Annotated in this window: 21 protein-coding genes; 12 read left to right on the forward strand and 9 right to left on the reverse strand. The window is 68.4% G+C overall.

What is annotated here, in order from left to right:
- Positions 1-3: 3 nt before the first annotated feature.
- Positions 4-519, reverse strand: a complete 516-nt coding sequence (locus tag ON37_RS06275; protein ID WP_040717856.1) for an SRPBCC family protein — start codon at positions 517-519, stop codon at positions 4-6.
- Between the two features lie 220 nt (positions 520-739).
- On the opposite strand from ON37_RS06275, the gene ON37_RS06280 reads away from it, so the two are divergent.
- Entirely contained in the window at positions 740-1,489 is a 750-nt protein-coding gene (locus ON37_RS06280; RefSeq protein WP_157171359.1) for a phosphodiesterase, read from the forward strand.
- Here ON37_RS06280 and ON37_RS32740 read toward each other — a convergent pair.
- Positions 1,464-1,604 carry a hypothetical protein gene (locus tag ON37_RS32740; protein WP_157171360.1) on the reverse strand — a complete coding sequence of 47 codons (141 nt, stop codon included), beginning with the start codon at positions 1,602-1,604 and terminating at the stop codon, positions 1,464-1,466. The genes ON37_RS06280 and ON37_RS32740 overlap by 26 nt on opposite strands.
- Position 1,605: 1 nt before the next feature.
- Here ON37_RS32740 and ON37_RS32745 point away from each other — a divergent pair, with 1 nt between their 5' ends.
- Both ON37_RS32745 and ON37_RS33415 read left to right on the forward strand, forming a co-directional pair.
- Positions 1,606-2,004 (forward strand): hypothetical protein, encoded by a 399-nt coding sequence (locus ON37_RS32745; protein WP_157171361.1) that lies wholly within the window; start codon positions 1,606-1,608, stop codon positions 2,002-2,004.
- Between the two features lie 113 nt (positions 2,005-2,117).
- Positions 2,118-2,273: a DUF6131 family protein gene (locus ON37_RS33415; protein ID WP_085997234.1), complete on the forward strand. Its 156-nt coding sequence runs from the start codon at positions 2,118-2,120 to the stop codon at positions 2,271-2,273.
- A gap of 331 nt (positions 2,274-2,604) precedes the next feature.
- On the opposite strand, the gene ON37_RS06290 is transcribed toward ON37_RS33415, so the two are convergent.
- Positions 2,605-3,828: an oxygenase MpaB family protein gene (locus ON37_RS06290; protein ID WP_040717816.1), complete on the reverse strand. Its 1,224-nt coding sequence runs from the start codon at positions 3,826-3,828 to the stop codon at positions 2,605-2,607.
- Between the two features lie 142 nt (positions 3,829-3,970).
- On the opposite strand from ON37_RS06290, the gene ON37_RS06295 reads away from it, so the two are divergent.
- Positions 3,971-4,642, forward strand: coding sequence for a TetR/AcrR family transcriptional regulator (locus ON37_RS06295; protein WP_040717859.1), 672 nt, complete (start codon positions 3,971-3,973; stop codon positions 4,640-4,642).
- Between the two features lie 413 nt (positions 4,643-5,055).
- Here the strand turns inward: ON37_RS06295 and ON37_RS06300 are convergent, their stop codons facing one another.
- The 5 genes from ON37_RS06300 to ON37_RS06320 form a co-directional block, all read right to left on the reverse strand.
- The gene (locus ON37_RS06300) at positions 5,056-5,613 is read right to left on the reverse strand and encodes a DUF488 domain-containing protein (RefSeq protein WP_245553084.1); all 558 of its coding nucleotides are present in this window, start codon (positions 5,611-5,613) and stop codon (positions 5,056-5,058) included.
- 25 nt (positions 5,614-5,638) lie between these two features.
- Positions 5,639-6,751 (reverse strand): glutamate--cysteine ligase 2, encoded by a 1,113-nt coding sequence (locus ON37_RS06305; RefSeq protein WP_040717817.1) that lies wholly within the window; start codon positions 6,749-6,751, stop codon positions 5,639-5,641.
- Positions 6,752-6,824: 73 nt separating this feature from the next.
- Positions 6,825-7,406, reverse strand: coding sequence for a carboxymuconolactone decarboxylase family protein (locus tag ON37_RS06310; RefSeq protein WP_040717818.1), 582 nt, complete (start codon positions 7,404-7,406; stop codon positions 6,825-6,827).
- On the reverse strand, positions 7,406-7,720 hold the full coding sequence (locus ON37_RS06315) for a carboxymuconolactone decarboxylase family protein (RefSeq protein ID WP_051031260.1): 315 nt from the start codon (positions 7,718-7,720) through the stop codon (positions 7,406-7,408). The genes ON37_RS06310 and ON37_RS06315 overlap by 1 nt, the downstream gene beginning before the upstream one ends.
- A 96-nt stretch (positions 7,721-7,816) precedes the next feature.
- The gene (locus tag ON37_RS06320; protein ID WP_040717820.1) at positions 7,817-8,710 is read right to left on the reverse strand and encodes a LysR substrate-binding domain-containing protein; all 894 of its coding nucleotides are present in this window, start codon (positions 8,708-8,710) and stop codon (positions 7,817-7,819) included.
- An 87-nt stretch (positions 8,711-8,797) separates the two neighbouring features.
- Between ON37_RS06320 and ON37_RS06325 the strand changes: the two genes are divergently transcribed.
- The 7 genes from ON37_RS06325 (at position 8,798) to ON37_RS06355 (ending at position 17,711) form a co-directional block, all read left to right on the forward strand.
- Entirely contained in the window at positions 8,798-9,265 is a 468-nt protein-coding gene (locus tag ON37_RS06325) for a GNAT family N-acetyltransferase (RefSeq protein ID WP_051031261.1), read from the forward strand.
- Positions 9,266-9,326: 61 nt separating this feature from the next.
- On the forward strand, positions 9,327-10,109 hold the full coding sequence (locus ON37_RS06330) for an acyl-CoA thioesterase domain-containing protein (RefSeq protein WP_040717822.1): 783 nt from the start codon (positions 9,327-9,329) through the stop codon (positions 10,107-10,109).
- Between the two features lie 122 nt (positions 10,110-10,231).
- Positions 10,232-11,755 carry an acetyl-CoA acetyltransferase gene (locus tag ON37_RS06335; RefSeq protein WP_040717826.1) on the forward strand — a complete coding sequence of 508 codons (1,524 nt, stop codon included), beginning with the start codon at positions 10,232-10,234 and terminating at the stop codon, positions 11,753-11,755.
- Positions 11,756-11,768: 13 nt separating this feature from the next.
- Positions 11,769-13,388 carry a fatty-acid--CoA ligase FadD8 gene (fadD8, locus tag ON37_RS06340; protein WP_051031262.1) on the forward strand — a complete coding sequence of 540 codons (1,620 nt, stop codon included), beginning with the start codon at positions 11,769-11,771 and terminating at the stop codon, positions 13,386-13,388.
- Positions 13,389-13,440: 52 nt separating this feature from the next.
- Complete coding sequence (locus ON37_RS06345; protein ID WP_040717827.1) at positions 13,441-15,165, forward strand: DUF3556 domain-containing protein; 1,725 nt, start codon at positions 13,441-13,443, stop codon at positions 15,163-15,165.
- A gap of 127 nt (positions 15,166-15,292) precedes the next feature.
- Positions 15,293-16,114 (forward strand): SAM-dependent methyltransferase, encoded by an 822-nt coding sequence (locus ON37_RS06350; protein ID WP_245553085.1) that lies wholly within the window; start codon positions 15,293-15,295, stop codon positions 16,112-16,114.
- A 121-nt stretch (positions 16,115-16,235) separates the two neighbouring features.
- Entirely contained in the window at positions 16,236-17,711 is a 1,476-nt protein-coding gene (locus tag ON37_RS06355) for a glyceraldehyde-3-phosphate dehydrogenase (RefSeq protein WP_040717865.1), read from the forward strand.
- Positions 17,712-17,756: 45 nt separating this feature from the next.
- Here ON37_RS06355 and ON37_RS06360 read toward each other — a convergent pair whose 3' ends face one another.
- Positions 17,757-18,137 carry a hypothetical protein gene (locus ON37_RS06360; protein WP_217999920.1) on the reverse strand — a complete coding sequence of 127 codons (381 nt, stop codon included), beginning with the start codon at positions 18,135-18,137 and terminating at the stop codon, positions 17,757-17,759.
- A 261-nt stretch (positions 18,138-18,398) separates the two neighbouring features.
- Between ON37_RS06360 and ON37_RS06365 the strand changes: the two genes are divergently transcribed.
- A complete protein-coding gene (locus ON37_RS06365; RefSeq protein ID WP_040717831.1) occupies positions 18,399-23,855 on the forward strand; it encodes an ATP-binding protein in 5,457 nt (1,818 codons plus the stop codon).
- Positions 23,856-23,886: the final 31 nt, after the last annotated feature.

A 23,886-nucleotide genomic window follows, 5' to 3' on the forward strand; every position in this document is an offset into this window, starting at 1 on the left:
CTCCTATCCGGTAGTGGCCGACCGGGCGCTGGGGTTGTGCGCCAGGGTGGGGACTTCACCGGTTTGCAGCAGTGCTCGCGCGCGATAGAGCACGGTGTAGACGACCGGATCGGTGAGGACATCGGGCGCGGCGGTGCTGGTCGTCAGCGTGACCTCGGTGCCGAGGTCGTGCGGCGCCGTACGCAGATCGACGCGCAAGCCGGGTCCGCTCTGCGTACCGGGTTCCCCGATCGCGGTGAACCGCACACATCCCGGTTCCGCGGTCAAGGCGGTCGCCCAGGTGACGGACCCGCCGCCGGGGACGAGCCGCCATTCGTAGCGGCCGTTCTCGACCGCTCGCACCTCCGCGATCCCGCGGAAGACGGTCGAGAGCCGTTCGGGATCACGCCAGAACTGTTCGATCTCGGCCCGGGGCCGGTCGATCGTCACGGTCTGCGGGTGCCCGGTCCTACCCGGCCCGCCGAGCACCGTCCCGACCAGATCACCCAGTTGGTCTTTCGCCTTGTCGACAACGCTCACGCCGAACTCCTCGCATGGTCGCTTCGGCCGCGAGCTACCCACCTCGGCCCGCACCAAACACCGCGCGGCGACGACCACCGGCGACGCGGGAACCCTGCCACCCCGCTTCGGCGGCCCAGGCGCGTGAATGCCCATGCATGCGGGGTACAGGCGAGATGACAACGGCCGGGCAGGCGCATCGCCCGGTGTGACCGTCCGCCAGGAAAGCAGGTCCGTGGAAATGATCGAAGCGAGAGCGTCTGCCGTCGGCGCGTGGGTGTCCGCCGCCGGGGATCGGCTGATCGAGGAATCGTTCGCGGGGGCCGCTCGGCTCCGGCGGGCGCGGGTGTTTCATCCGCGGGGCATGTGGTTCGGCGGCAGGCTGCGGGCCGCCCCCGGGTTCGAACGGTATTTCGGCGAGGGGGATCGCGAGGTCACCGCCCGGCTGTCCAAGGCGATCGGCTTGCCGGGGCGACTGCCCGATGCGGTGGGGCTCGGCCTGCGGGTGTACGCCGAGTCCGGGCAGCGCTGGGATTTCGCTCTCGCCTCCACCCGGTCCGGGCCGGTGACCCGGTTCGTCCCGGTGCCGGTGCGCTCCTGGCGGGCCGCGACCTACGGCTCACTGCTGCCGTACCGCTTCGACGGCGGTAGTCCGATGTGGGTCTTCGCGCGGCCCGCCGGCTCGCAGCCGGCCGATCCCTCGTTGGCCGCACTGCGCCAGTACTCGTCCCGCGCGGATCTCGAGTTCTCCCTGACGATCGGCTCGATCGGTGGGCCGCCGCAGCCTTTCGCCGATCTGAGACTGTCCCTCGAGTCCGCCGCACCATCCGACGACGCGATCGACCCGACCGTCTTCCATCCGCCGGGAGTGGTACTGGTTCCGCACGTAGTCACGCGAATTCGGAGCAACGCCTATCGCGGCAGCCGGGCGGGCCGAGGAGCCCCGGCTGATAGCGGCGTGCGGACTACAGGACGAGCAGCGCGACCGTGAGGGCGATCATCGAGGCGATCCAGACGGCCCAGATGCCCAGGGCCGAGCGGGTACTGCCGTAGCAGTCGGCCACTCGAATCGGCGGTCGACGGGTGGCGACACCGGACATTCTCACCGTGATCAGCTCCTTCCGCTCGCGAATGCATTGCGGCCGAACCGATTCCGCTCAGCGAGCTGCGTTCGGCGGCCTCGTGCCGAGTCCTACCCGAAATGGCATGCGCCACAACACAACTACCGAGCTTTCCGAATGGCCTGCGTCACAGTTGCGCCGCGGAACCGGCTGTTTGAAAGTGTCGGGGGCGGTGAATACGGCGAACATGATGATCACCTCAGGTAACCGGAGCCCGAACCGCACCAGCATCGATCTGCCCGGCACCCTGTTCGGTGCCGGCATCTGTGCGTTCTTCCTACTCGGCCTGTCCACGCTGGCCTCGCTGCCGGTGGCGATCGCCGGGAGTGTCGGTCTGGCCGTCGCGACGGTGCTCGTGTTGAAGATGATGGCGTCGGAAATCTGACGGTCTCTTTCCCCGTTTGCCGGCGACGCGGCCGGGTATCAGGCAAGAGCGGCCCCCGATTCGACCAACGCGGCCTACCGGGCTGGGGGTGCTACGCAGTAAGGAGCAATACCATGATCGTCCTCGGAGTAATCCTCCTGGTTCTCGGGTTCATCTTCGGAATCCCGATCCTGTGGACGCTGGGCATCATCGCCGTCGTGATCGGCGCGATCCTCGCCCTGCTGGGAATGATGGGTCGGCCCGTCGGCGGCCGCGCCCACTACTTCTAGATGTTTGCACGCGGCGCGGGCGCCGAACGCTCGCGGTGCCGGATTTCCGTCGCACCACGACCGACCGCGCCACTTCGCCCCGGGACGATCACCGGATCGTCCTGGGGCTTGCTTTTGTCCGAAATGACTTGCTGTCCATTTGTTTTCGGATCGTAGCCTGGCGAACACGCACGCAGCGTGGATGATTCGCACAGGCGCTGCTCGCCCCGACTCGCCTTGGCGGCGTAGCGCGGGGTTCGTCGAATACGCTTGCGGTCGTTGCCCTTCGACCGAGGGGACGGTCGTTCCGGTGGTCCGCCGCACCGCGCCGCGCGGCGGATCACTGGATGAATCATCGGTTGGTCTGGGGGATTTCGATGCTGATCGGCATGCGCAGTTCCGCCATGTACCACAGCACGAACTGGCGGAGGAACTCGTCGAACAGCCAGGCGGCGTCGGCCGAGGGCGGGATGGCGCCCAGGACGCCCTCGCGCACGGCCACGAACGGGCCCCAGCTGAACTTCAGCAACGGATCCCACACCGGTTCGCGGGCGATCTGCAACCAGTCGGCGATCCGATCCCCGAGGATGAACCGGGTGAACGCCCCCAGGATGGGTTTGCTCAGCAGCGTCAGATCGAGGTCGAAACCCAGATCCAGGAGTTTGTGGGCGAGATCGATGCCCTCCGGGGTCGGCGCCAGAATCGGGTCGAGTACCTGTTTCGCCTGCGCGTCGGCCTGCTCCCAGGTTGCGGGGATGTACTCGTCGCGGATGCCCAGCAGATGTCCGGCCAGCTGCCAGGTGTGCAGGTAGCCGTCCGATTCGACCTGCGGTATCCGCACATTCCAGGTGTGGAAGGTCCGCATGATCGTGGTGGCGAGACTGTGCCAGGTGACCATCAGGTCGTCCTGGCTGATCGGGACGTGTTCGGCCGGCCAGTGCGGGGACTGCGGCAGCAGATGACGCACGGCGGCGTGGATGATCCTGGTCTTGACGCAGGTCACCACCATTTCCCCGCCGGGCCCGTAGGCGTTCACGGTGCCGATGTCGTACCCGAATTTGGCGGTCTTGGCGATGCGGTCCTTCAGATGGGATCCGCCGCGTGAGTAGTACACCGCGCGGGCCTCGTGCGGGATGACGGTCGACATCATGCCGCTGGCGAAGGCGTAGAGCACGCCGAGATAGGTGCCGCGCTTCTTGTTGAACTCGAAGCCGGCGGCCAATGCGGCTTCATCGGTCCACGGCGGCAGTTGCCGGGCGTATTCCATGAAATCGCGCAGGTTCTTCGGCAGTCCCGCCGGAACGGGCTGGTCGTTCTTGGTCCAGGTGCGTAACAGGTTGTTGATCGCCGGCACGTCCGCGTGATCGAGCACATCGGCCAGCACCGGATCGGCTTCGGGATCCCACAGCGTCAACGGGTCGGCGCCACCGCCGCTTCCGACCACCGAACCGCCCGGTGACCAGGTCCAGGGCTCCGCGCGCGCCGTCCGCGCTCCCAAGGCGAGCGCGCCCACCGCGCCCAACAGTCCACCGCCTGCTCGCAAAGCATCACGCCTGCTGAGACCGAGTCCATCCATGTCAGGTTCCTCTACATCGAGTCACAGATACAGAGATACAAGTTCTGCATCTGAGTATCCTGATAAGAACACACCGTGTGCGTGATCACAAGAAGTTGGCAAGATTTCGGAAGACCGACCCGCACGAGAGGAAAAAGTGAAGCTGGAATCCGCGGCCCCCGGGCAACCAACAGACCCCGATTCCCTGTTGCAGCGCGCCTATTCCGCTGCTGTCGAGGGCGCGGAGGAGGATGACGACATCCGGACCCGGGTGCTGGATGCCGCGTGCGAACAGTTCGCGCTGCTCGGGGTGCGGCGCTCCACCATGGACGATGTCGCACGGCGGGCCAATGTTTCGCGGATCACCGTCTATCGTCGTTTCGCGACCAAGGACGCACTGGTCGAGCAGGTGATCCTGCGGGAGTATCGCCGCTACTTCGATCAGTTCCTCGTCGAAATCCGGCAGGCGCGCAGCGCCGCCGACCGAGTGGTGCTCGGCTTCGTCAGTTCGTTGCGTGCGATCCGGGCCAACCCGATCATCGGCGGGTTGCTGGCTCTGGAGCCGGATATGTTGGTGGGCACCATGATCGGCGATCAGGGCCGTACCGTGGCGATGGTCAGCGAGTTCGTGGCCGGCCAACTGCGCCGCGAGCAACGCGCCGGCCAGGTCTCGACGGAGATCGATGCCGAATTGGCGGCCGAGTTGATGGTCCGGATTTCCGCGTCGTTCCTCGCGATTCCCAGTCGGCTGGTCGATCTCGACGACGAACAGCAGTTGGCCGATCTCGCCCGGCGTTATCTGGTGCCGATGATCGAACCGCCGGCCGGGCGCTGACCATCGGGGCAACCGGCCGGCGTGCGGTCAGCCGCCGAAGGCGGACGATCCCATGTCCAGGCGGTAGAGAAGTTCCTGGATCCACACCCACGGGTTCATAGCTGCTCCGTCGTATCGATCGGTCCGTTGTTCGGTACGTGCACCCGCCCTCGGTGAGCGGCAACGGTTGAGAATGATTAGTAACTTACTGTCCAGATCGCATGCTTGTGGCAGATTTCAGTGGAGAATTGAGAGAAACTTGTATTGTGGTCGGGGTGGCGGGGATCTGCGATGTCGAGCCGCACCCGCGGCCTGCTCCGCAGTCGGCATCCCGTCCGCGAGCAGACCACGATCGAGCACCGATCCGCCCGCTCCGCAGTCGCCCCGCTCGGCCGCCGGTCTCGTGGCGAGTCGGGTTCGAACGCCGTTGTCGCTCAGCCTTCCCCGCTGGGCGGGTAGGTGAGGTGGGTGCCGTCGGCGCGTGCGAACGAGGTCAGGGTATGGCGACGGAAACCGGTGCGGGACAGGATTTCCACGACCTCGACGCCGCGGACGGTGAGGGCATCGGCGACCAGTGAGCGATGACAGCGCCACGGCACCGCCTCGGCGCACATGATGGCGGTGCGATCCCGACGCCCGAGGGCGATGAGCTCGGCGAGCGCCGTCTCGAACTTGTCGGTCCGCATGTAATCGGCGTAGCCGCGAAAGCTGGTATTTCGCCAGACCGTATTCGGCGAGTCGGCACGAGTCCTGCGCAGACCACCCAGCGCAGCCAGATGGCGATAGCCGAATCCGGCGCCCGCGCAGCTGCGGGCCAGTTCGGTCGCCTCGAATTGCGGATTGTGCCGGGACCGGGGAACGGTCCGGATATCGACCAGAATGCGAATGCCATAGTGGCGCAACAGGTCCAGGAATCGATCGATCGGCATCGTGGAATGGCCGAGGGTGAAGATCGTGCCCGCGGGCCACTCGGTCGGCGGTTGCTCGGTCACGGCTGACGCTCCCGTGCCGCGGCGATCAGCGCGGTTCGGCGCCGGGCGCCATGGCCGTGGCGTGGGCGAGTTCGTTCACCACGTCGGTCAGTTCACCGCGCCGCAGCGCCGCCAGCTGGCGGCGGGCGCCGTTGCCGCGGTGAGTGAGCGCGGCGAGGGTTTGCGTGACGAACTCCTCTTCGCCCAGCTCCCGAAGCGCCGGCCGGGCATAGTCGACGAGCCGGGACAGCCGAACCGTCGCCGGCTCCACCCGCCCGGTCAGCGGGTCCAGGGCGTCGCCGTCGAGACCGTCGTGGGCCGCCTTCCAATACGCGGCGCGCAGGGTCGCCGCCGGCACCGCCGGTGCGGGCCGGCCCCGCCGCAGCCGATCGTGCCCGACGATCGCCGCCGCTCGTACCAGGCAGGCGAGCAGCGCCGATTCCTCGACCGTGGCGGGAACGTCGCTGATCCGGATCTCGAGGGTGGGAAAGGTGGTGTTGCGGCGAATGTCCCAGTACACCATCGCCGGGTCGAGGATGCTGCCACAGGTCAGCATCATGTCCACGGCCGTGTCGTAGTCCGCGCTCGAGGTGAAGTACGGCGGCGGGCCCGCGCTCGGCCAGCGTCGCCACAGCACATTGCGCCAGCTGGCGTAGCCGGTGTCGGTGCCACGGTAGATCGCCGAGTTGGCGGTCAGCGAGAGAAATACCGGCAGCCAGGGTCGCAGATGATTGCTGATCTGCACGGCCGTTTCCGGATCGCTCACCGAGACGTGCACGTGGCAGCCGCACAGCCCCTGCTCGTGGGCCAGCATCCCGAAATGTTTCTCGATGCGTCGATAGCGCGGCGTGTCGGTGACGGGATAGGCGTCGGGAATCGTCGGCGGAACTCCGGCCGCGAGCAGTCGCGCGTCGTTGTCGGCGGCGCAGCGAACCACCGCGCAGCGCAACTCGTACAGATCGCGCAGCAGCTCGTCGGCTCGGCTGTGCACCCCCGTGCTCGTTTCGACCTGGCAACTGGTCAACTCCAATTGCAGGTCGACTCCCATGGCGCGGGCCGAATCGGCCACCTGCGTATTCTTCGGAATCGGCGCGCCGGACCGCGGATCCACCAGCAGGAATTCCTCTTCGACGCCGAAGGTCACGTCCGCGACATCCACGGGTGCTCACCCGCCCCCGTCGCCTCGGGATCGTCCATGCACCGAAGATGCCCCGGCACGGCGACGGCAAACGCTATCGGTAACCGCGCCGGAGCAGGAATTCGGCGCCGGCGTCGAACCCTTCCGGACTCAGCAGTTCGAAACCGAAGGCGTCGGCGAGGCGGTCGGTGACGGCGAAGGCGGCGGCGACCGCCAAGGCGTCCTCGATCTGTTCCCGGGTCACCCCCGCGGCCAGGACCTCGCGCATGTCCGTGCCGCTCACGGTGCCCTCCCGGGTCAACCTGCCGAGCATTCGCAGGGTGGCCCGCAGGCCCGGCTCGATCGGTGCTGTCTCCGGATCCTGCAGCGCCGCGGCAACTTTCGCCTCGTCCCCGTAGGCCCGCGCGGCCGTCGCCGTGTGGGCGCCGATGCAGAAGGCGGTCCCGTTGACCTGCGATACGTAGGCGGCCATCAGCTCGCGGTCGGCGACCGACCATGCCGAGGGGCCGCGCATGGCCGCGTGGGTGAAGGCTTTGGCGCGGGTGCCGTAGAAGCCGGGCCGGTAGAACACGATCTTCGCCGCGTCCGGTACTCGATGCCCGGAGAAGCGGCGGATGAGCGCGAACAACAGTTTCGTCTGCGGGCGGTAACCGTGGTCGAGGATGGCCAGCCGCATCAGCGTGCCCCCTCGTCCGCCTCGGCCAGTGCCGCCAGGCCCGCCTCGTACAACCGGGCCGAAGCTCCGACGGCGGCGCAGACCACGAGCTCGAACAATTGATCCTCGCTGTAGCCGGCGGCCTTCGCGACGGTGAAGTCCTCGTCGGTGACGGCGGTGGGCCGGGTGGCGACCTTGTCGATGAGCGTATGCAGCGGTGGCGGGAGCTCACTGTTGTCGAAGGCGCGAGCACGCTGCTCGGGCGACGCCTTGCCCTTTCCGTGCAGTACGCCCGCCACCAGCGCGCGGTGCGCCGCTTGCTTGTCGTCCGGCACGACGGCCTCCGTCCTGTTTCGGCAGCAGATCGAACCCACCCGCCAACCTAGGACGGCGGGCCGCGCCGCGTCGTGGATTCACCGAAAGCCGCACTGTCACCGCTGCGGCGGGTCGGGGAGCAGGTCGAGCAGGTTGAGAACGAGCGGACGCGATTCCGCGGCGCGGTTGGCGAGATAGATCGTTGTGGCGCTGTCGGTTTCGGCGAGCGGAACGATGCGGACCGAGGCGGGTGCGGTGAAGGTGGCGCTGCGGGGTGCGACCGTGATGCCGAGCCCGGCGGCCACCAGATACAGGATGATGGTCCAGTTGGTGGCCTCCTGCACGATGTGTGGGCGGCGACCCGACCGCAGCAGCGGGGCGAGGTTCTTGTCGTGGGCGAGCGAGCCCGCGGCGCGGGGGAAGAAGACGATCGGATGGTCGGTGAGTTCGGCGCCGGTGACCTGCTCCCGCGTGGCGAGGTCGTGATCGTCGGGAACCACCGCGACGAACGGTTCGGTGATCAGTGGGGTGACGACGGTGCCCGCGTGCGGGTCGGGATCGCGGACGATGGCGAGGTCGAGGGCGCCGGTGGCCAACCGCTCCATCAGATGGCTGGTGAAGCCCTCCACGAGGTCCACCTCGACGAGCGGGAATCGTTCCCGGAAGGCCCGCACGCCGCGTAACGGTTCGAGCGGCAGCACGGACGGGACGAACCCGAGATACAGCGTTCCCTGACTGCCCCGGCCGATGCGGGCGATTTCGGCGAGATCGCGCTCGGCGTGGCCGAGCAACGCCGCGGCTCGTTCCCGCAGTACCGCCCCGGCGGGCGTGAGCGCCACGCTGCGGGAGGTCCGGTCGAACAGGCGAGTGCCGAGCAGGGATTCCAGCCGGCGGATCTGCTGGGTCAGCGCCGGTTGGGCGATGTGCAGCCGGGCGGCCGCCCGGCCGAAGTGGAGTTCTTCGGCCACTGCCAGGAAATAGCGCAGGTGGCGCAGCTCGACGTCATCCATAAGGTCAACGTATCAATTCGAGCTATCGAGTATTGGACGTTATGGTTCCAGGTGGGTGATCCTGGACGGGTGATAGTCATCGAACCGATGTCGACGTCCGCGGACGCGCGCGCCTTCAAGGAATTGAATCTGGAGTGGATCACGGCCCTGTTCGGTGTCGAACCCGCCGATCTCGCCACCCTTGATCATCCGGACCGCATCGTCGCGGCGGGCGGGCAGGTGCTGATCGCCCGCGAGGGCGGCGAGCGCGTCGGTTGTGTCGCGCTGGTCGCGGCGGAGCCCGGCGTCTTCGAGATCTCGAAAATGGCTGTGTCGCCGCTGGTCCGGGGTCGCGGTATCGGGCGGCGGCTGCTGAACGCGGCCGTCGACCGGGCGCGCGAACTCGGCGCCACCAGCCTGTTCCTGGCCAGCAATCGGCGCCTGGCCGATGCCGTACACCTCTACGAATCGGTCGGTTTCGTACACGTCCCGCCCGACCAACTGCATCCGATCCCGTACGACCGCGCCGACGTGTTCATGCGCCTCGATCTGGACAGTCGAGTCCCCGCCCTGTGACGGCGTGCCCGCGTGACCGCCGCGGATTCGGCGCATTCCGGGCATGCGAGATCATGAGCCCATGACTGATATGCCCGCGATGTTCACCCTCGACGACGACGGCCGGTACCTGCCCCAGCGCTGGGCGTACGGCCGGTGGGCGGCGGACATGCTCAGTGGCCCGGCGATCTGCGCCGCGGCGGCCCGCTCGCTGGAACGCGCACACGGGTTGCCGGGCTTCGTGCCCGCCCGATTCACCATCGACCTGTTCAAGGCGGCGCGCGGCCGCCCGCTCGAGGTGTACACCGAGGTGGTGCGCGCCGGCCGGCGCATTCACGTCGCGGCCGCCCGGGTGCGTCAGGACGGGGTCGACGTCGCCGAGGCGCGACTGGTCCAGCTGCGCGCCACCGACACCCCGCCCGGCGCGGAATGGCATTCCGAGCACCCCTTCGACCCCCCGGCCGACACCGGCCTCGACTGGTGGTATCGCAGCGACCACGACTGGTCCACCCGGATGGGTGACCATCAGAACGCCGGCCGCAAGAGCCTGTGGGTGGTTCCGCTGGGCGCGGTCGAAGGGGAGGAGCGCAGCCCGTTCGTCGAGGCGGTGATCGCCGCCGAATCGACCAGTCTCGTCACCAACTGGGGGTCGGAGGGCATCGGCTACATCAACGGTGATCTCACCGTTGCCCTGGACCGGCTGCCCGTCGGTGACCGGATCGGGCTGCACGCCGGGACGCACCTGACCGCCAATGGGATATCCGTCGGCACCGCAACCCTTTTCGATTCGCGCGGCCCGATCGGGACCGGGCTGGTCACCGCCGTCGGCAACGCCGCCGCCCGGATCGACTTCTCGGGGAACTGATCGCACCGCACCGCCGCCTCCTCGCCGATATCTAGAACATGTTCCAGTTTTCGTGATAGCGTCGCTGTCATCCGAGCGTCGAGACCGCGGGTTCGGCGCTGCGGCGCGAGACGAGGCGGTAGGTGTTGATCGATCCACGTACACCGGTGGTCGTCGGTGTCGGGCAGGTGGCCGACAGTATCGACGACCCGGGCTATCGGCGATTGTCGTCGGTCGAGCTGGCGGCCGCGGCGGCGCGGCGCGCGATCGAGGACACCGCGGCCGAATTCGCCGGTGTCGCAGCGTCGATCGAGGTGATCGCCGGCGTCCGGCAGTTCGAGATCTCGGCACCGGTGACCGCGCCGCTCGGCCGCTCGGACAACTATCCCCGTTCGGTGGCGCGGCGGCTCGGCATCGACCCGGCACACGCCGTGCTCGAGGTGGTGGGCGGGCAGGGACCACAGCATCTGGTCACCGAGTTCGCGAGCGCGATCGCGGCCGGGCGGCTGGAGTCGGTTCTCGTCATGGGTTCGGATGCGATCTCGACCGAGCGCCTCTACGCCGATCGCGACGACAAACCCGACTTTTCCGAAACGGCCCCCGGGCAACTGGAGGACCGCGGCTTCGGCTACGAGTCGTTCATCGACGAGAATCTCGTCCGGCACGGGGTGATGGGGGCGCCCACGCAGTACGGCCTGCTGGAGAACGCGCGGCGCGCCCGCGTCGGCGCGAGTCCCGAGGACTATCGGCAGCAGATGGCGGAGCTGTTCGCGCCGTTCACCGCGGTGGCGGCGAAGAACCCGCTGGCGGCCTCGCCGGTCGTACGCACGGCCGAGGAACTGGCCACGGTCACCGCGAGCAATCGGATGATCTGCGATCCGTATCCCCGGCTGCTCGTGGCCCGGGATCTGGTCAATCTCGGTGCGGCCGTGGCCCTGATGTCGGTCGCGGCGGCGCGCCGGCTCGGGGTGCCGCCGGAGAAATGGGTGTACCTGCGCGGCCACGCCGACCTGGTGGAACAGCCGCTGCTGGCCCGGCCCGACCTCGGCGCCGCACCGACGGCCGCGGCCGCGGCCCGAGAAGCCTTGCGGGTGGCCGGAATCGGCTTCGACGAGGTCGCCACCTTCGATCTGTACAGCTGCTTCCCGGTGGCGGTGTTCAATTTCTGCGACGGCACCGGCCTGGCCGTCGATGATCCGCGCGGGCTCACCGTGACCGGCGGCCTGCCGTTCTTCGGCGGCCCGGGCAACAACTACTCGATGCACGCCATCGCCGAAACCGTCGCCGGGGCGCGCGCCGAACCCGGAACGTTCGGACTGGTCGGCGCCAACGGCGGCATCATGAGCAAGTACTCGGTGGGCGTGTATTCGACCGCCGCCGCGAATTGGTCGCCCGACCGCAGTGCGCAACTGCAGCAGGAGGTCGCGGCGATGCCCGTCGTCCCGCATCGATCGCGGACCGAGGGGCGGGCTCGGATCGAAACCTACACCGTGCGCCACGAAGCCGATCCGAAGTCCGGCCTGGTGATCGGCCGGCTGGCCGCCGACGGCAGCCGCTTCGTGGCCCGAATCGACCCCGAAAGCCTTGCCGCGGTGGCGGATCCACTCGGCCACGACATCCAGGTCACCGCGGACGAGAACGGCAACACCGCCGTCGTGGTGAATTGACATACGGAGAGAGATGATCGAAACAGCGACAACCACAGTGGATCCCGCGACCCGGCTGCGCCTGCCGACCCACAACGGTCACGCACTGCTCGCGGGCCTGCGCCGGCACCGCCGCGAGCCGGTGATGACCCTCGGCGACACCGTCCTCACCGGGGCCGACGTCCTCGACGCGATCAGCCGCTACGTGGCTGCCTTCGCCGCCCACGGCGTCGAAACCGGTACGCCCAGTGGGCTGCTCGCGCTCAACCGGCCCGAGGTGTTGTTCATCCTGGGCGCCGGGCAGGTCGCCGGGCACCGGCGCACGGCCCTGCATCCGATGGGCGGGCTCGACGACCACGTGCACGTGCTGAGCGATGCCGGGATCACCAACCTGGTGATCGATCCGCAGCCGGCCTTCGTCCAGCGCGCGCGGGAACTCGTGGACCGGGTGCCGGAGCTGAAGCGGGTGCTCGTGCTCGGCCCGGTGCCGGCGGAACTGTCCGACGTCGGCGTCGACTTGATCGCCGCCGCAGCACAATTCGAGCCGCAGCCGATCGAGGCCGTGGATCTGCCGCCGGACGCGGTCATCTCGATCAGCTACACCGGCGGAACCACCGGAAAGCCCAAGGGCGTGATCGGCACCGCCGCCACGATGGCGACGATGACACAGATCCAGCTCTCGGAATGGGAATGGCCGAAGCGGCCGCGGTTCCTGATCTGCACCCCGCTCTCGCACGCCGGTGCCGCCTTCTTCCTGCCGGTGGTCGTGCTCGGCGGACAGTGTGTGGTGTTGCCGCGCTTCGACGCCGGTGAGGTGCTGCGCGCCATCGAGGAACACCGCATCTCGGCCACCATGCTGGTGCCCTCGATGCTGTACGCACTGCTCGACCATCCGGATATCGACAAGCGGGATCTGTCGTCGCTGGAAACGGTCTACTACGGCGCCTCCGCCATCGATCCCGGCCGGCTGAGCCAGGCCATCGAGCGGTTCGGGCCCATCTTCGCGCAGTACTACGGGCAGTCCGAGGCGCCCATGGCGATCAGCTACCTGGGCAAGAACGAACACGATCAGGCCCGCCTGACCTCCTGCGGCCGGCCCTCGGTCGTGCTGCGCACGGCACTGCTCGGCCCCGACGGACAGCCCGTCGAACGCGGGGAGGCCGGAGAGATCTGCGTGTCCGGTCCGCTGCTGGCCGGCGGGTATCTCAACCTTCCCGAGGTGACGGCCGAGACCTTCCACGACGGGTGGTTGCACACCGGCGACCTCGCCCGCGAGGACGAGGACGGCTTCCTGCACATCGTGGGACGCAGTAAGGACATGATCGTCACCGGCGGGTTCAATGTCTTCCCGCGCGAGGTCGAGGACGTCATCGCGACCCATCCGAAGGTGTCCGGGGTGGCGGTGGTCGGCGTGCCGGATCCGCGCTGGGGTGAGGCGGTCACGGCCGTCGTCGTGCTCACGCCCGGAACCGCGGCGGATCCGGCGGCCGTCGCGACCGTGATCGAGGAGATCGGGCAGGAGGTCAAGCGCCGCAAGGGGTCGGTGCAGGCCCCCAAACACGTTGTCGTCGTGGACGAATTGCCGCTGACCGGGCTCGGCAAGATCGACAAGAAGGCGGTCCGGGTGCGCGCCGAGGCCGAGCTCGGTATCTGAAACCCGGTGGGGTAGCGGTCTTTCCGGTTGGGATGCGGGAACGGAGACAAGGATGGGGTTCGTGCGGCCGGAGCTCCCGGTTGTCGATCAGCAGGTGTGGGAGCGCAGTGACCGCAGTGCGCGGATCCGGCTGATGGCCCGGCACTGGGCCGAGGTCGGATTCGGCACGCCGGTCGTGCTGCATCTGTTCTACGTGGTCAAGATCTGCCTCTACATCCTCGGCGGCTGGTTGTTCGCGTTGACGACCACCGGCATCGACGGCTTCACCGATGTCGGGAGCTGGTGGTCGGAGCCGATCGTGCTGGAGAAGGCCGTGCTGTTCACCATGCTGTTCGAGGTGGTGGGGCTCGGCTGCGGCTTCGGCCCGCTGAACAATCGGTACTTCCCGCCGATGGGCTCGATCCTGTACTGGTTGCGGCCGGACACCATTCGGCTGCCACCGTGGCCCCGCTACGTCCCGCTGACCCGCGGCACCCGTCGCGGGCCGGTCGATGTCGCGCTCTACGCCCTGCTGCTGGCCTTGCTGGTGTGGGCGCTGGTCTCCGACGGCACCGGCCCGATCCCGGAGCTCCACACCACGGTCGGGGTGCTGCCCGCCTGGCAGATCGCCCTGATCCTCGCCGTGCTGGTGGTGCTGGGCCTGCGCGACAAGGTGATCTTCCTGGCCGCGCGCGGCGAGGTGTACGGGTCGCTGGCGGTGGCGTTCCTGTTCACCGGCGCCGATATCGTGCTGGGCGCCAAACTCGTCTTCGTCGTCATCTGGATGGGGGCGGCGACCTCGAAACTGAACCAGCACTTCCCGTTCGTGGTCTCGACCATGATGTCGAACAGTCCGATCGTGCGGCCACGCTGGTTGAAGCGGCGCTTCTTCGCGAAGTTCCCGGACGATCTGCGGCCCGGCCGGCCGTCGCAGATCGTCGCGCACAGCGCGACCGTGGTGGAGCTGTGCGTTCCGGTGGTGTTGTTCTTCTCCCGGGGCGGCTGGGTCACCGCCGTGGCCGCGGTGATCATGCTGTGCCTGCACCTGGCGATCCTCACCGCCATCCCGATGGGGGTGCCGTTGGAGTGGAACGTCTTCATGATCTTCGGGCTCGGGGTGTTGTTCGTGGCCTACGCGGATATCGGCTTCGCCGAGGCCGCGCACCCGTGGCTGCCGGTCCTGCTGTTCGCGGTGCTCGTCGCGACCGTGGTCGCCGGAAATCTGGCCCCGGCCAAGATTTCGTTCCTGCCCGGGATGCGGTACTACGCGGGGAACTGGGACACCACCGTATGGTGCATCAAACCGTCTGCGGCACAGAAGATCTCGGAGAACGTGGTCGCGATCGCGAGTATGCCGCAGGCCCAGATGGAGCGGTTCTACGGCAAGGACCGCGCCCAGATCCCGCTCTATCTCGGTTACGCCTTCCGCGCGATGAACACGCACGGCCGCGCATTGTTCACCCTCGTCCATCGGGCCATGGCCGATGGACGCGAGGAGGATTACACCATCACCGACGGCGAGCGGATCTGCAGCACCGCGATCGGCTGGAACTTCGGCGACGGCCATATGCACAACGAGCAACTCATCGCCGCGCTGCAGCAGCGGTGCCGTTTCGAGCCCGGCGAGGTGCGGGTGGTGCTGCTCGACGCGCAGCCGATTCACCGGCAGTGGCAGTCGTATCGGCTGGTGGACGCGGCTACCGGGGAGTTCGAGCGGGGTCGGGTGCGGGTCGCCGACATGGTGGGCAGCCAGCCCTGGGCCGACGATCTCCCGGTCCACGTGCTCCCGGCGACCTGACCGCCGCGCGGCGAATCGGGCAGCGGCACTCGGCGCGATCGCGCCGATATCGCGAAAGGCGTTGGCCCGGTTGAGCGGATGCGGTATATCTGCGCGGTACGGATTCGACCTCAGGAGAGGATCTACGGTGCCCCACGGCCCAACCGAACTACGTACCGACGTGGCCCATCCGGCGCGGATGTACGACTACTTCCTCGGCGGCAAGGATTTCTACGACGCCGACCGAGTGGCCGCCGAACAGGCGTTGCGCGATTTCCCGGCCGTCCGCGTGACCGCGCGCACCAACCGTGACTTCATGCGGCACGTGACCCGATATCTGGTGGAACAGGGTGTGCGACAGTTCCTCGATATCGGCACCGGGATTCCGACCGAGCCGAACCTGCATCAGGTGGCGCAGGAGCACGCGCCGGAATCGCGGGTCGTCTACGTCGACAACGATCCGATGGTGCTGGCGCACGCGCGGGCGCTGCTGGTGAGCACCGAACAGGGCCGCACCGCGTACCTGCAGGCCGACGCGGGGGATCCGGCAGCGATCCTGGCCGCGCCGGAGGTGACCCGGACCCTCGACCTGTCCCGGCCGGTGGCGGTGTCGCTGATGGCGGTGCTGCACTTCGTTCCCGGCGACGTCTACGACATCGTGTCGACCCTGATGGCGCCGCTGGCGCCCGGGTCGTATCTCGCGATGTCGCATGTGACAACGGATTTCGACGACGGCGAGCGCGATCCGGAAGGGATGGGACGGCTGCTGGACGTCTACCGGGAGCGCGGCATTCCGGTGCGGCCGCGGACCCGGGACGAGGTGGCGCGGTTCTTCGACGGGCTGGAACTGGTGGAGCCCGGTGTCGAGGTGATCCATCGCTGGCGCAACGGCGGCATCCAGCATCCCCCGAGCCACGACAAGCAGGTCTCGCTCTACGGCGCGGTGGGGCGCAAGATCCGGGCGGACTGAGCGGGCGATCCTCGGGTTCCGTGCGGGGAAGATCTCACCGCCGGGTGGGCGGCCGCGGTGATATTCGCCGTGCTCATAGCATGAGTGGGGCGACCCCATCGATGGAATCCGAGGATCTGTGTTGACTACCGAACAACTTGACCGCTGGAACGCTCAGGAAGCCGCCGCGGAGGCGATGATCCCGCTCATCGGCACGCTGTACCGGGCGAAAGGGGTGACGATCCTGCTGCACAGCCGGTCGCTGGTGAACAAATCGGTGATCAGCATTCTGCGGACCCATCGCTTCGCCCGGCAGATCGAGGGCGAGGAACTGTCGGTGGACGAAACCCTGCCCTTCCTGCAGGCGCTCAGCGAGCTGGACCTCGGCCCGTGCAAGATCGATCTCGGCCAGCTGGTGACGGCCTACCGCGGTGACGACCGCGGTCTGTCGATCCGCGAATTCGCCGCGGAGGCACTGGCCGAGGTCGTCGACGGAAACAAGGCCGAGTCGCCGGGGCCGCGCGACGTCGTACTGTACGGATTCGGGCGGATCGGCCGGCTGGTCACCCGCCTGCTGATCGAGAAGGTCGGTTCCGGAAACGGTTTGAATCTGCGGGCGGTCGTCGTGCGCCGGGGCGGCGCCGACGATCTGACCAAGCGGGCGTCGCTGCTGCGCCGGGACTCGGTGCACGGCCACTTCAACGGCACCATCAAGGTCGACACCGACACCGACACGATCATCGCCAACGGCAATGTCATCAAGTTCATCTACAGCGACGATCCGGCCGCGATCGATTACACCGACTACGGGATCGAGAACGCGATCCTGATCGACAACACGGGTAAATGGCGCGATCGCGAGGGACTGTCCCAGCATCTGCGGCCCGGCATCGCCAAGGTCGTGCTCACCGCGCCCGGCAAGGGTGACGTGCCCAATATCGTGCACGGCGTCAACCATCGCGACCTCGACCTGTCGCAGCGGATCTTCTCCTGCGCCTCGTGCACGACGAACGCGATCGTGCCACCGCTGAAGGCGATGGACGACGAATTCGGCATCGTCCGCGGACACGTCGAGACGGTGCACTCGTTCACCAACGACCAGAACCTGCTGGACAACTACCACAAGGCGGATCGCCGCGGCCGGTCCGCGCCGTTCAACCTGGTGCTGACCGAAACCGGCGCCGCCTCGGCGGTGGCGAAGGCGATGCCGGACTTCAAGGCCAAGATCACCGGCAATTCGATCCGGGTGCCCACCCCCGACGTCTCGGTGGCGATCCTGAACCTGCAACTGGAACGGGAGACCACCAAGGCCGAGGTGCTCGAATATCTGCGCCAGGTCTCACTCGCCGGTCCGCTGAGCCGCAACCTGGACTACACCGCGGCCACCGACGTGGTCTCCAGCGACTTCATCGGTTCGCGGGCGGCCTCGATCATCGATGCCAACGCCACCATCGTCGACGGCGACACCGTGATCCTGTACCTGTGGTACGACAACGAATTCGGCTATTCGTCGCAGGTGGTGCGGACCGTGCAGTACATCTCGGGCATCGAGTACCCGACCTATCCGCGTCTGTCCGCCGCGGACGTGCGTACCCCGGTCGGCGTCGACGCCGGCTGATACCGGCGTCGGATTCGCCTGCGCCGCAACGGTATCGGCGTCCGCTCACCGGGCGCTGGACAGCCAGCGCCAGCGGGGGAGTTCGGCGATCACGGTGGCGGCGGCCAGAATCGTGACGAGGACGGCCGCCCACACCGGCCAGGCGAACCAGGCGCCCAGCACGGCGGCGGCCAGCAAGACCACCATCATCGCGATGGTCGCCCAGCCCGGCACGGCGACCGGTACCTGCTTCTTGTCCCCGCGGGTGGCGAAGACCGACGGGACGCCGATCAGGATCACCACCGCGACGACGGCGGCCGCCACCGACCACCGGCTCAACGCCCAGGGCGCGGCGATCCACGCGACGAGTTCGGAGGCGAACCGCAGGATCGCCGGACCGCGCCCGCGGTCGGTGAGATTGGGCGAGACATCCACGCTGTCGGACACGTGGATCAGCCTCGCACGTCCGGCGGCGTCGCGCAGGATTCGGTACGGCCATGCAGAGATGGCCTTCTCGTGGTTCGAAACTGCTCGAATTGGCGAATTCCCGCTGATGACGGGGGTTTCGTTGAGGGATTTCCCACTATACGTGCGGGTAACCCGTCACGCGGTGTACCTGTGAGCGATAGACGTGCAGACTACGCGGGACCGGCAGTCGCAAACCCCGCCCCCATCGGGCCCGTGCTGTGAGATGAAAGGAGCTGGCGAGTGTTCAGCCGCATCGCCATCGTGAACCGGGGTGAGGCCGCCATGCGCCTCATCCACGCCGTCCGAGATTTGGCCGCGGCGACCGCGACACAGATCGAAACCGTCGCTCTGTACACCGATGTCGACCGGACCGCGACCTTCGTGCGCGAGGCCGATATCGCCTACGACCTCGGCCCGGCATCGGCCCGGCCCTACCTGGATCTGAAGGCGCTGAAACAGGCGCTGGTGACGACGAAGGCGGATGCCGCCTGGGTCGGTTGGGGTTTCGTCGCCGAGGATCCCGCATTCGCGGAACTGTGCGAGCAGATCGGGGTGACCTTCATCGGTCCCAGCCCGGACGCGATGCGCAAACTCGGTGACAAGATCGGCGCGAAGCTGATCGCCGAGGAGGTCGGTGTACCGGTCGCCCCCTGGAGCCGTGGCGCGGTCGAAACCCTCGACGCCGCGATCGCCGCGGCCGCCGACATCGGCTACCCGCTGATGCTGAAGGCGACCGCCGGTGGTGGTGGCCGCGGTATCCGCGTGATCAACAACGAGGCCGAACTGGTCGACGCCTACGAGCGCACCAGCCAGGAGGCCGCCCGCGCCTTCGGCAGCGGTGTGGTCTTCCTGGAACGCCTGGTCACCGGCGCCCGCCACGTCGAGGTCCAGGTGATCGCCGACGGTCAGGGCACCGCGTGGGCGCTGGGTGTGCGGGACTGCTCGGTGCAGCGCCGCAATCAGAAGGTCATCGAGGAATCCGCCTCGCCCGTGCTGCGGCCGGAACAGGTCGCCGATCTGAAGGCCTCGGCGGAGCGGCTCGCCGTCGCCGTCGGCTACCGCGGTGCGGCGACCGTCGAATTCCTCTACCACCCCGGTGACGAACTGTTCGCCTTCCTGGAGGTCAACACCCGCCTGCAGGTCGAGCACCCGATCACCGAGTACACCACCGGGTTCGACCTGGTCCGGGCCCAGCTGCACGTCGCGTCGGGCGGCCGGCTCGAGGGGGAGCCGCCGGCCGAACGCGGACACGCCATCGAGGCCCGGCTCAACGCCGAGGACCCCGACCGCGACTTCGCCCCGGCGCCCGGCCGGATCGCCCTGCTCGATCTGCCCGCCGGTCCGGGCATCCGCGTCGACACCGGAGTCAGCGAGGGCGACACCATCCCCGCCGACTTCGACTCGATGATCGCCAAGATCATCGCCTACGGTCGGGACCGCGACGAGGCGCTCGGCCGCCTGCGGCGCGCGGTCGGCGAAACCCGCGTCATCATCGAGGGCGGCGCCACCAACAAGAGTTTCGTCCTCGACCTGCTCGATCAGCCCGAGGTCATCGACGCCAGCGCCGACACCGGCTGGATCGACCGGGTGCGCGGCGAGGGCCGGTTGGTCGCCCAGCGGCACACCGCCGTCGCGCTGGCCGCCGCCGCGATCGACGCCTACGAGGAGGAGGAGCGGGCCGAGCGGAATCGGCTGCTGTCCACCGCCGCCGGTGGCCGTCCGCAGGTGCAGCACGAGAGCGGCCGCCCGCTGGATCTGAAACTGCGCGGCGTGACCTACCGGCTGCGGGTGGCCCGGGTCGGTGCGCACCGGTTCCGGATCGGGATCGAGGCCGGTGGCGAGGTACACACCGCCGATGTCGATCTGGAGCGTTTCGACCGGCACACCGGCCAGGTCGTGGTGAACGGCGTCCGGTATCGGCTGGTCACCGGCACACACGGACCGACCCACCTGGTCGACGTCGACGGTGTGACCCATCGGGTCAGCCGCGACGAGGGCGGCGTGGTGCGCTCCCCGGCGCCCGCGCTGGTCGTCGCCAAGCCGCTCGAGGTCGGTGACGAGGTCGAGGCCGGCGCCCCGGTGCTGGTGCTCGAGAGCATGAAGATGGAGACGGTGCTGCGGGCGCCGTTCAAAGCGCGGCTCAAGGAGTGCGGCGTCTCGGTCGGTAGCCAGGTCGAGGCCGGCGCCCCGCTGCTGCGGCTGGAACCGATCGCCGACGACGAGGAGGCGGCCGACACCGCGGCGACCGAGACCGTCGAGCTGGATCTGCCCGCCGCCCCCTCGGTCCGTGCGCACGAGCGCACGCTGCGGGGCCAGCAGGATCTGCGTGGCCTGCTGCTCGGTTTCGACGTGGACCCGCACGACAACGGGCGCGTCCTGGCCGACTACCTCGCCGCCCGCGCCGAGGCCATCGCCGACAACCGGCGTCCGCTGGCCGAGGAGCTCGAACTGGTCGAGCTGTTCACCGATCTCGCCGAACTGACCCACAACAGGTTCTGGGGTGAGGACGCGGCCCACGGCCACGTGCACAGCGCTCGCGAGTACTTCCACACCTACCTGCAGAGCCTCGACGTCGAGCGGGCCGGCCTGCCGGAGTCCTACCGCGCCAAACTGGCCAAGGCACTGGCGCACTACGGCGTCACCGATCTGGAACGCACCCCGGAGCTCGAGGCGGCGGTCTTCCGGATCTTCCTCGCTCAGCAGCGCCCGACCGACACCGTCACGGTCGTCACCACGCTGCTGCGGGAATGGCTGTCCGAGCCGGTGCCCGACCGGGTGCTGCGGGAGCCGGTCGGCCTCGCGCTGGAGCGTCTGGTGGCGGCCACGCAGGTGCGCTTCCCGGCGATCGCCGATCTCACCCGCGGCGTGGTTTACGCCTGGTTCGGTCAGCCGCTGCTGCGGCGCAACCGGGCTCGCGTGTACACCACGGTCCGCAAGCACCTGAGCCATCTGGACGCGCACCCGGACGCCGCCGACCGCGGCGACCGGATCGCCGAGATGGTCCGCAGCACCGAACCTTTGGTGCGACTGCTCGCGCAGCGACTGTCGCGCGGCAACCCGGACAACGCGGTGATGCTCGAGGTGCTGACCCGCCGCTACTACGGCAACAAGGGACTCTCCAGCGTCCGCACCCAGGAGGCCGGCGGCTGCACCTTCGTCGTCGCCGAACGTCGCGGGGTCAGCCTGGTCTCGGCGGCGGTGAGCTTCGGCGAACTCGAGACCGTGCTGCGTGGTCTCGCCGAACTCGCCGGCGGTGCGGCCTCGGTCGAGGCCGATATCTACCTCGGCTGGGAGAAGCAGCCGGAGGACTTCGACGCGATGGCCGCCGCGCTGCAGGAGGTGCTGGGCGCGAATCCGCTGCCCAATCAGGTGCATCGGATCACGGCGACCGTCGCCGGCAGCGGTGGCGCGGTCATGCACCACCACTTCACCTTCCGGCCGTCGGCCACCGGCATGGCGGAGGAGCGGCTGATCCGCGGCCTGCATCCCTACATCGCCGAGCGGATGCAGATGCGCCGGCTGCGCAAGTTCGACCTCACCCGGTTGCCGTCCTCCGACGAGGAGGTGTACCTGTTCCGCTGTGTCGCGAAGGAGAATCCGGCCGACGAGCGGCTGGTCGCCTTCGCGCAGGTGCGCGATCTGACCGCGTTGCGTGAACACGACGGCCGGCTGCTGGCGCTGCCGACCGCCGAGAGCACGGTGGCCACCTGCGTCGACTCCATTCGCCGGGCACAGTCGCGGCGGCCGTCGGCCAAGCGGTTCCACACCAACCGGATCGTCCTCTACATCTGGCCGCCGCTGGATGTGACCCGCGCCGAGCTGGACACCATCGTCGGCCGCGTGGAGCCGACGACCGCGGGCGCCGGGTTGGAGGAGATCCTGCTGATCGCGCGGCAGCCCGATCCGCAGACCGGTGAGCTGGTCAAGATCGTGGTCCGCATCCGGTTCGATGCCACCGGTGGCACCGAGGTGACCGTCGGCGAACGCACCGACGATCCGGTCGAACCGCTCGACGAGTACCGGCAGAAGGTGCTGCGGGCCGCCGCCCGCGGCACGGTCTACCCGTACGAATTGACCGGCCTGCTCGGTGATTTCACCGAATACGACCTCGACGCCGACCATGCCCTGGTCCCCGTCGACCGGCCGAAGGGGCACAACACCGCGGCGATGGTCGCGGGTGTGGTCACCACGCCGACCGAACGGCATCCCGAGGGTGTCACCCGGGTCCTGCTGCTCGGCGATCCGACGAAATCGCTGGGCGCGCTGTCGGAACCGGAATGCCGCCGGGTGATCGCGGCCCTGGATCTGGCCGAGCGGATGCAGGTGCCGCTGGAGTGGTACGCGCTGTCCTCCGGTGCCCGGATCTCGATGAAGTCCGGCACCGAGAACATGGACTGGGTGGCGGCCGCGCTCAAGCGGATCGTCGAATTCACCCAGGACGGTGGCGAGATCAACATCGTGGTTTCCGGCATCAACGTCGGCGCGCAGCCGTACTGGAACGCCGAGGCGACGATGCTGATGCACACCAAGGGCATCCTGGTGATGACGCCGGATTCGGCCATGGTGCTGACCGGTAAGCAGGCGCTGGACTTCTCCGGTGGCGTCTCCGCCGAGGACAACTTCGGCATCGGTGGTTACGACCGGGTCATGGGTCCGAACGGTCAGGCCCAGTACTGGGCGCCGAACCTGGCCGGTGCGCGTGATGTGCTGATGGCGCACTACGACCACACCTATATCGCCCCCGGTGAGCAGAGCCCGCGCCGGGCGCAGACGACCGACCCGGTCGACCGCGACGTGTGCGACTACCCGCACAGCATCCCGGACAGCGATTTCCGCACGGTGGGCGAGATCTTCTCCGCTTCCGCCAACCCGGATCGCAAGAAGCCCTTCGATATTCGCACCGTGATGCGGGCGCTGTCCGACCAGGATCATCCGGTTCTGGAGCGGTGGGCCGGGATGGCCGACGCCGAGACCGCGGTCGTGCAGGACGCGCATCTGGGCGGTATCCCGGTGTGCCTGCTGGGTATCGAATCGCGGGGTGTGCCGCGGCGCGGGTTCCCGGCCACCGACGGTCCGGACACCTACACCGCCGGCACGCTGTTCCCGCGGTCGTCGAAGAAGGCGGCGCGGGCCATCAACGCGGCCAGCGGCAACCGTCCGCTGGTGGTGCTGGCGAATCTGTCCGGCTTCGACGGCTCGCCGGAGTCGATGCGCAAACTGCAGCTCGAATACGGTGCCGAGATCGGCCGCGCGATCGTGAATTTCCGTGGGCCCATTGTGTTCTGCGTGATTTCGCGGTACCACGGCGGTGCGTTCGTGGTCTTCTCCAAGGCGCTCAACCCGAATATGACCGTGCTGGCGATCGAGGGATCGTTCGCCTCGGTACTCGGGGGCGCGCCGGCGGCCGCGGTGGTCTTCGCCGGCGAGGTGAACACCCGCACCGCGTCCGATCCGCGGGTGCGCGAGCTCGAGTCCCGGGTGGCGAACGCCTCCGGTACCGAGCGTGCGGAGCTGTCGGCCGAACTCGACGAACTCCGGTCGACGGTTCGCGCCGAGAAGCTCGGTGAGGTCGCCGCGGAATTCGACCGGGTGCACAACATCCACCGCGCCGTCGAGGTCGGTTCGGTGGATGCGGTGATCAGCGCCCGCGAGCTGCGGCCGCGCATCATCGCCGCCATCGAGGGTGCGTCCGCGTAGCACTGTCGACCGACGTCCCGGCCGGGCCCGC

It is taken from the genome of Nocardia veterana NBRC 100344 (assembly GCF_000308855.1).
Lineage (GTDB): Bacteria > Actinomycetota > Actinomycetes > Mycobacteriales > Mycobacteriaceae > Nocardia > Nocardia veterana.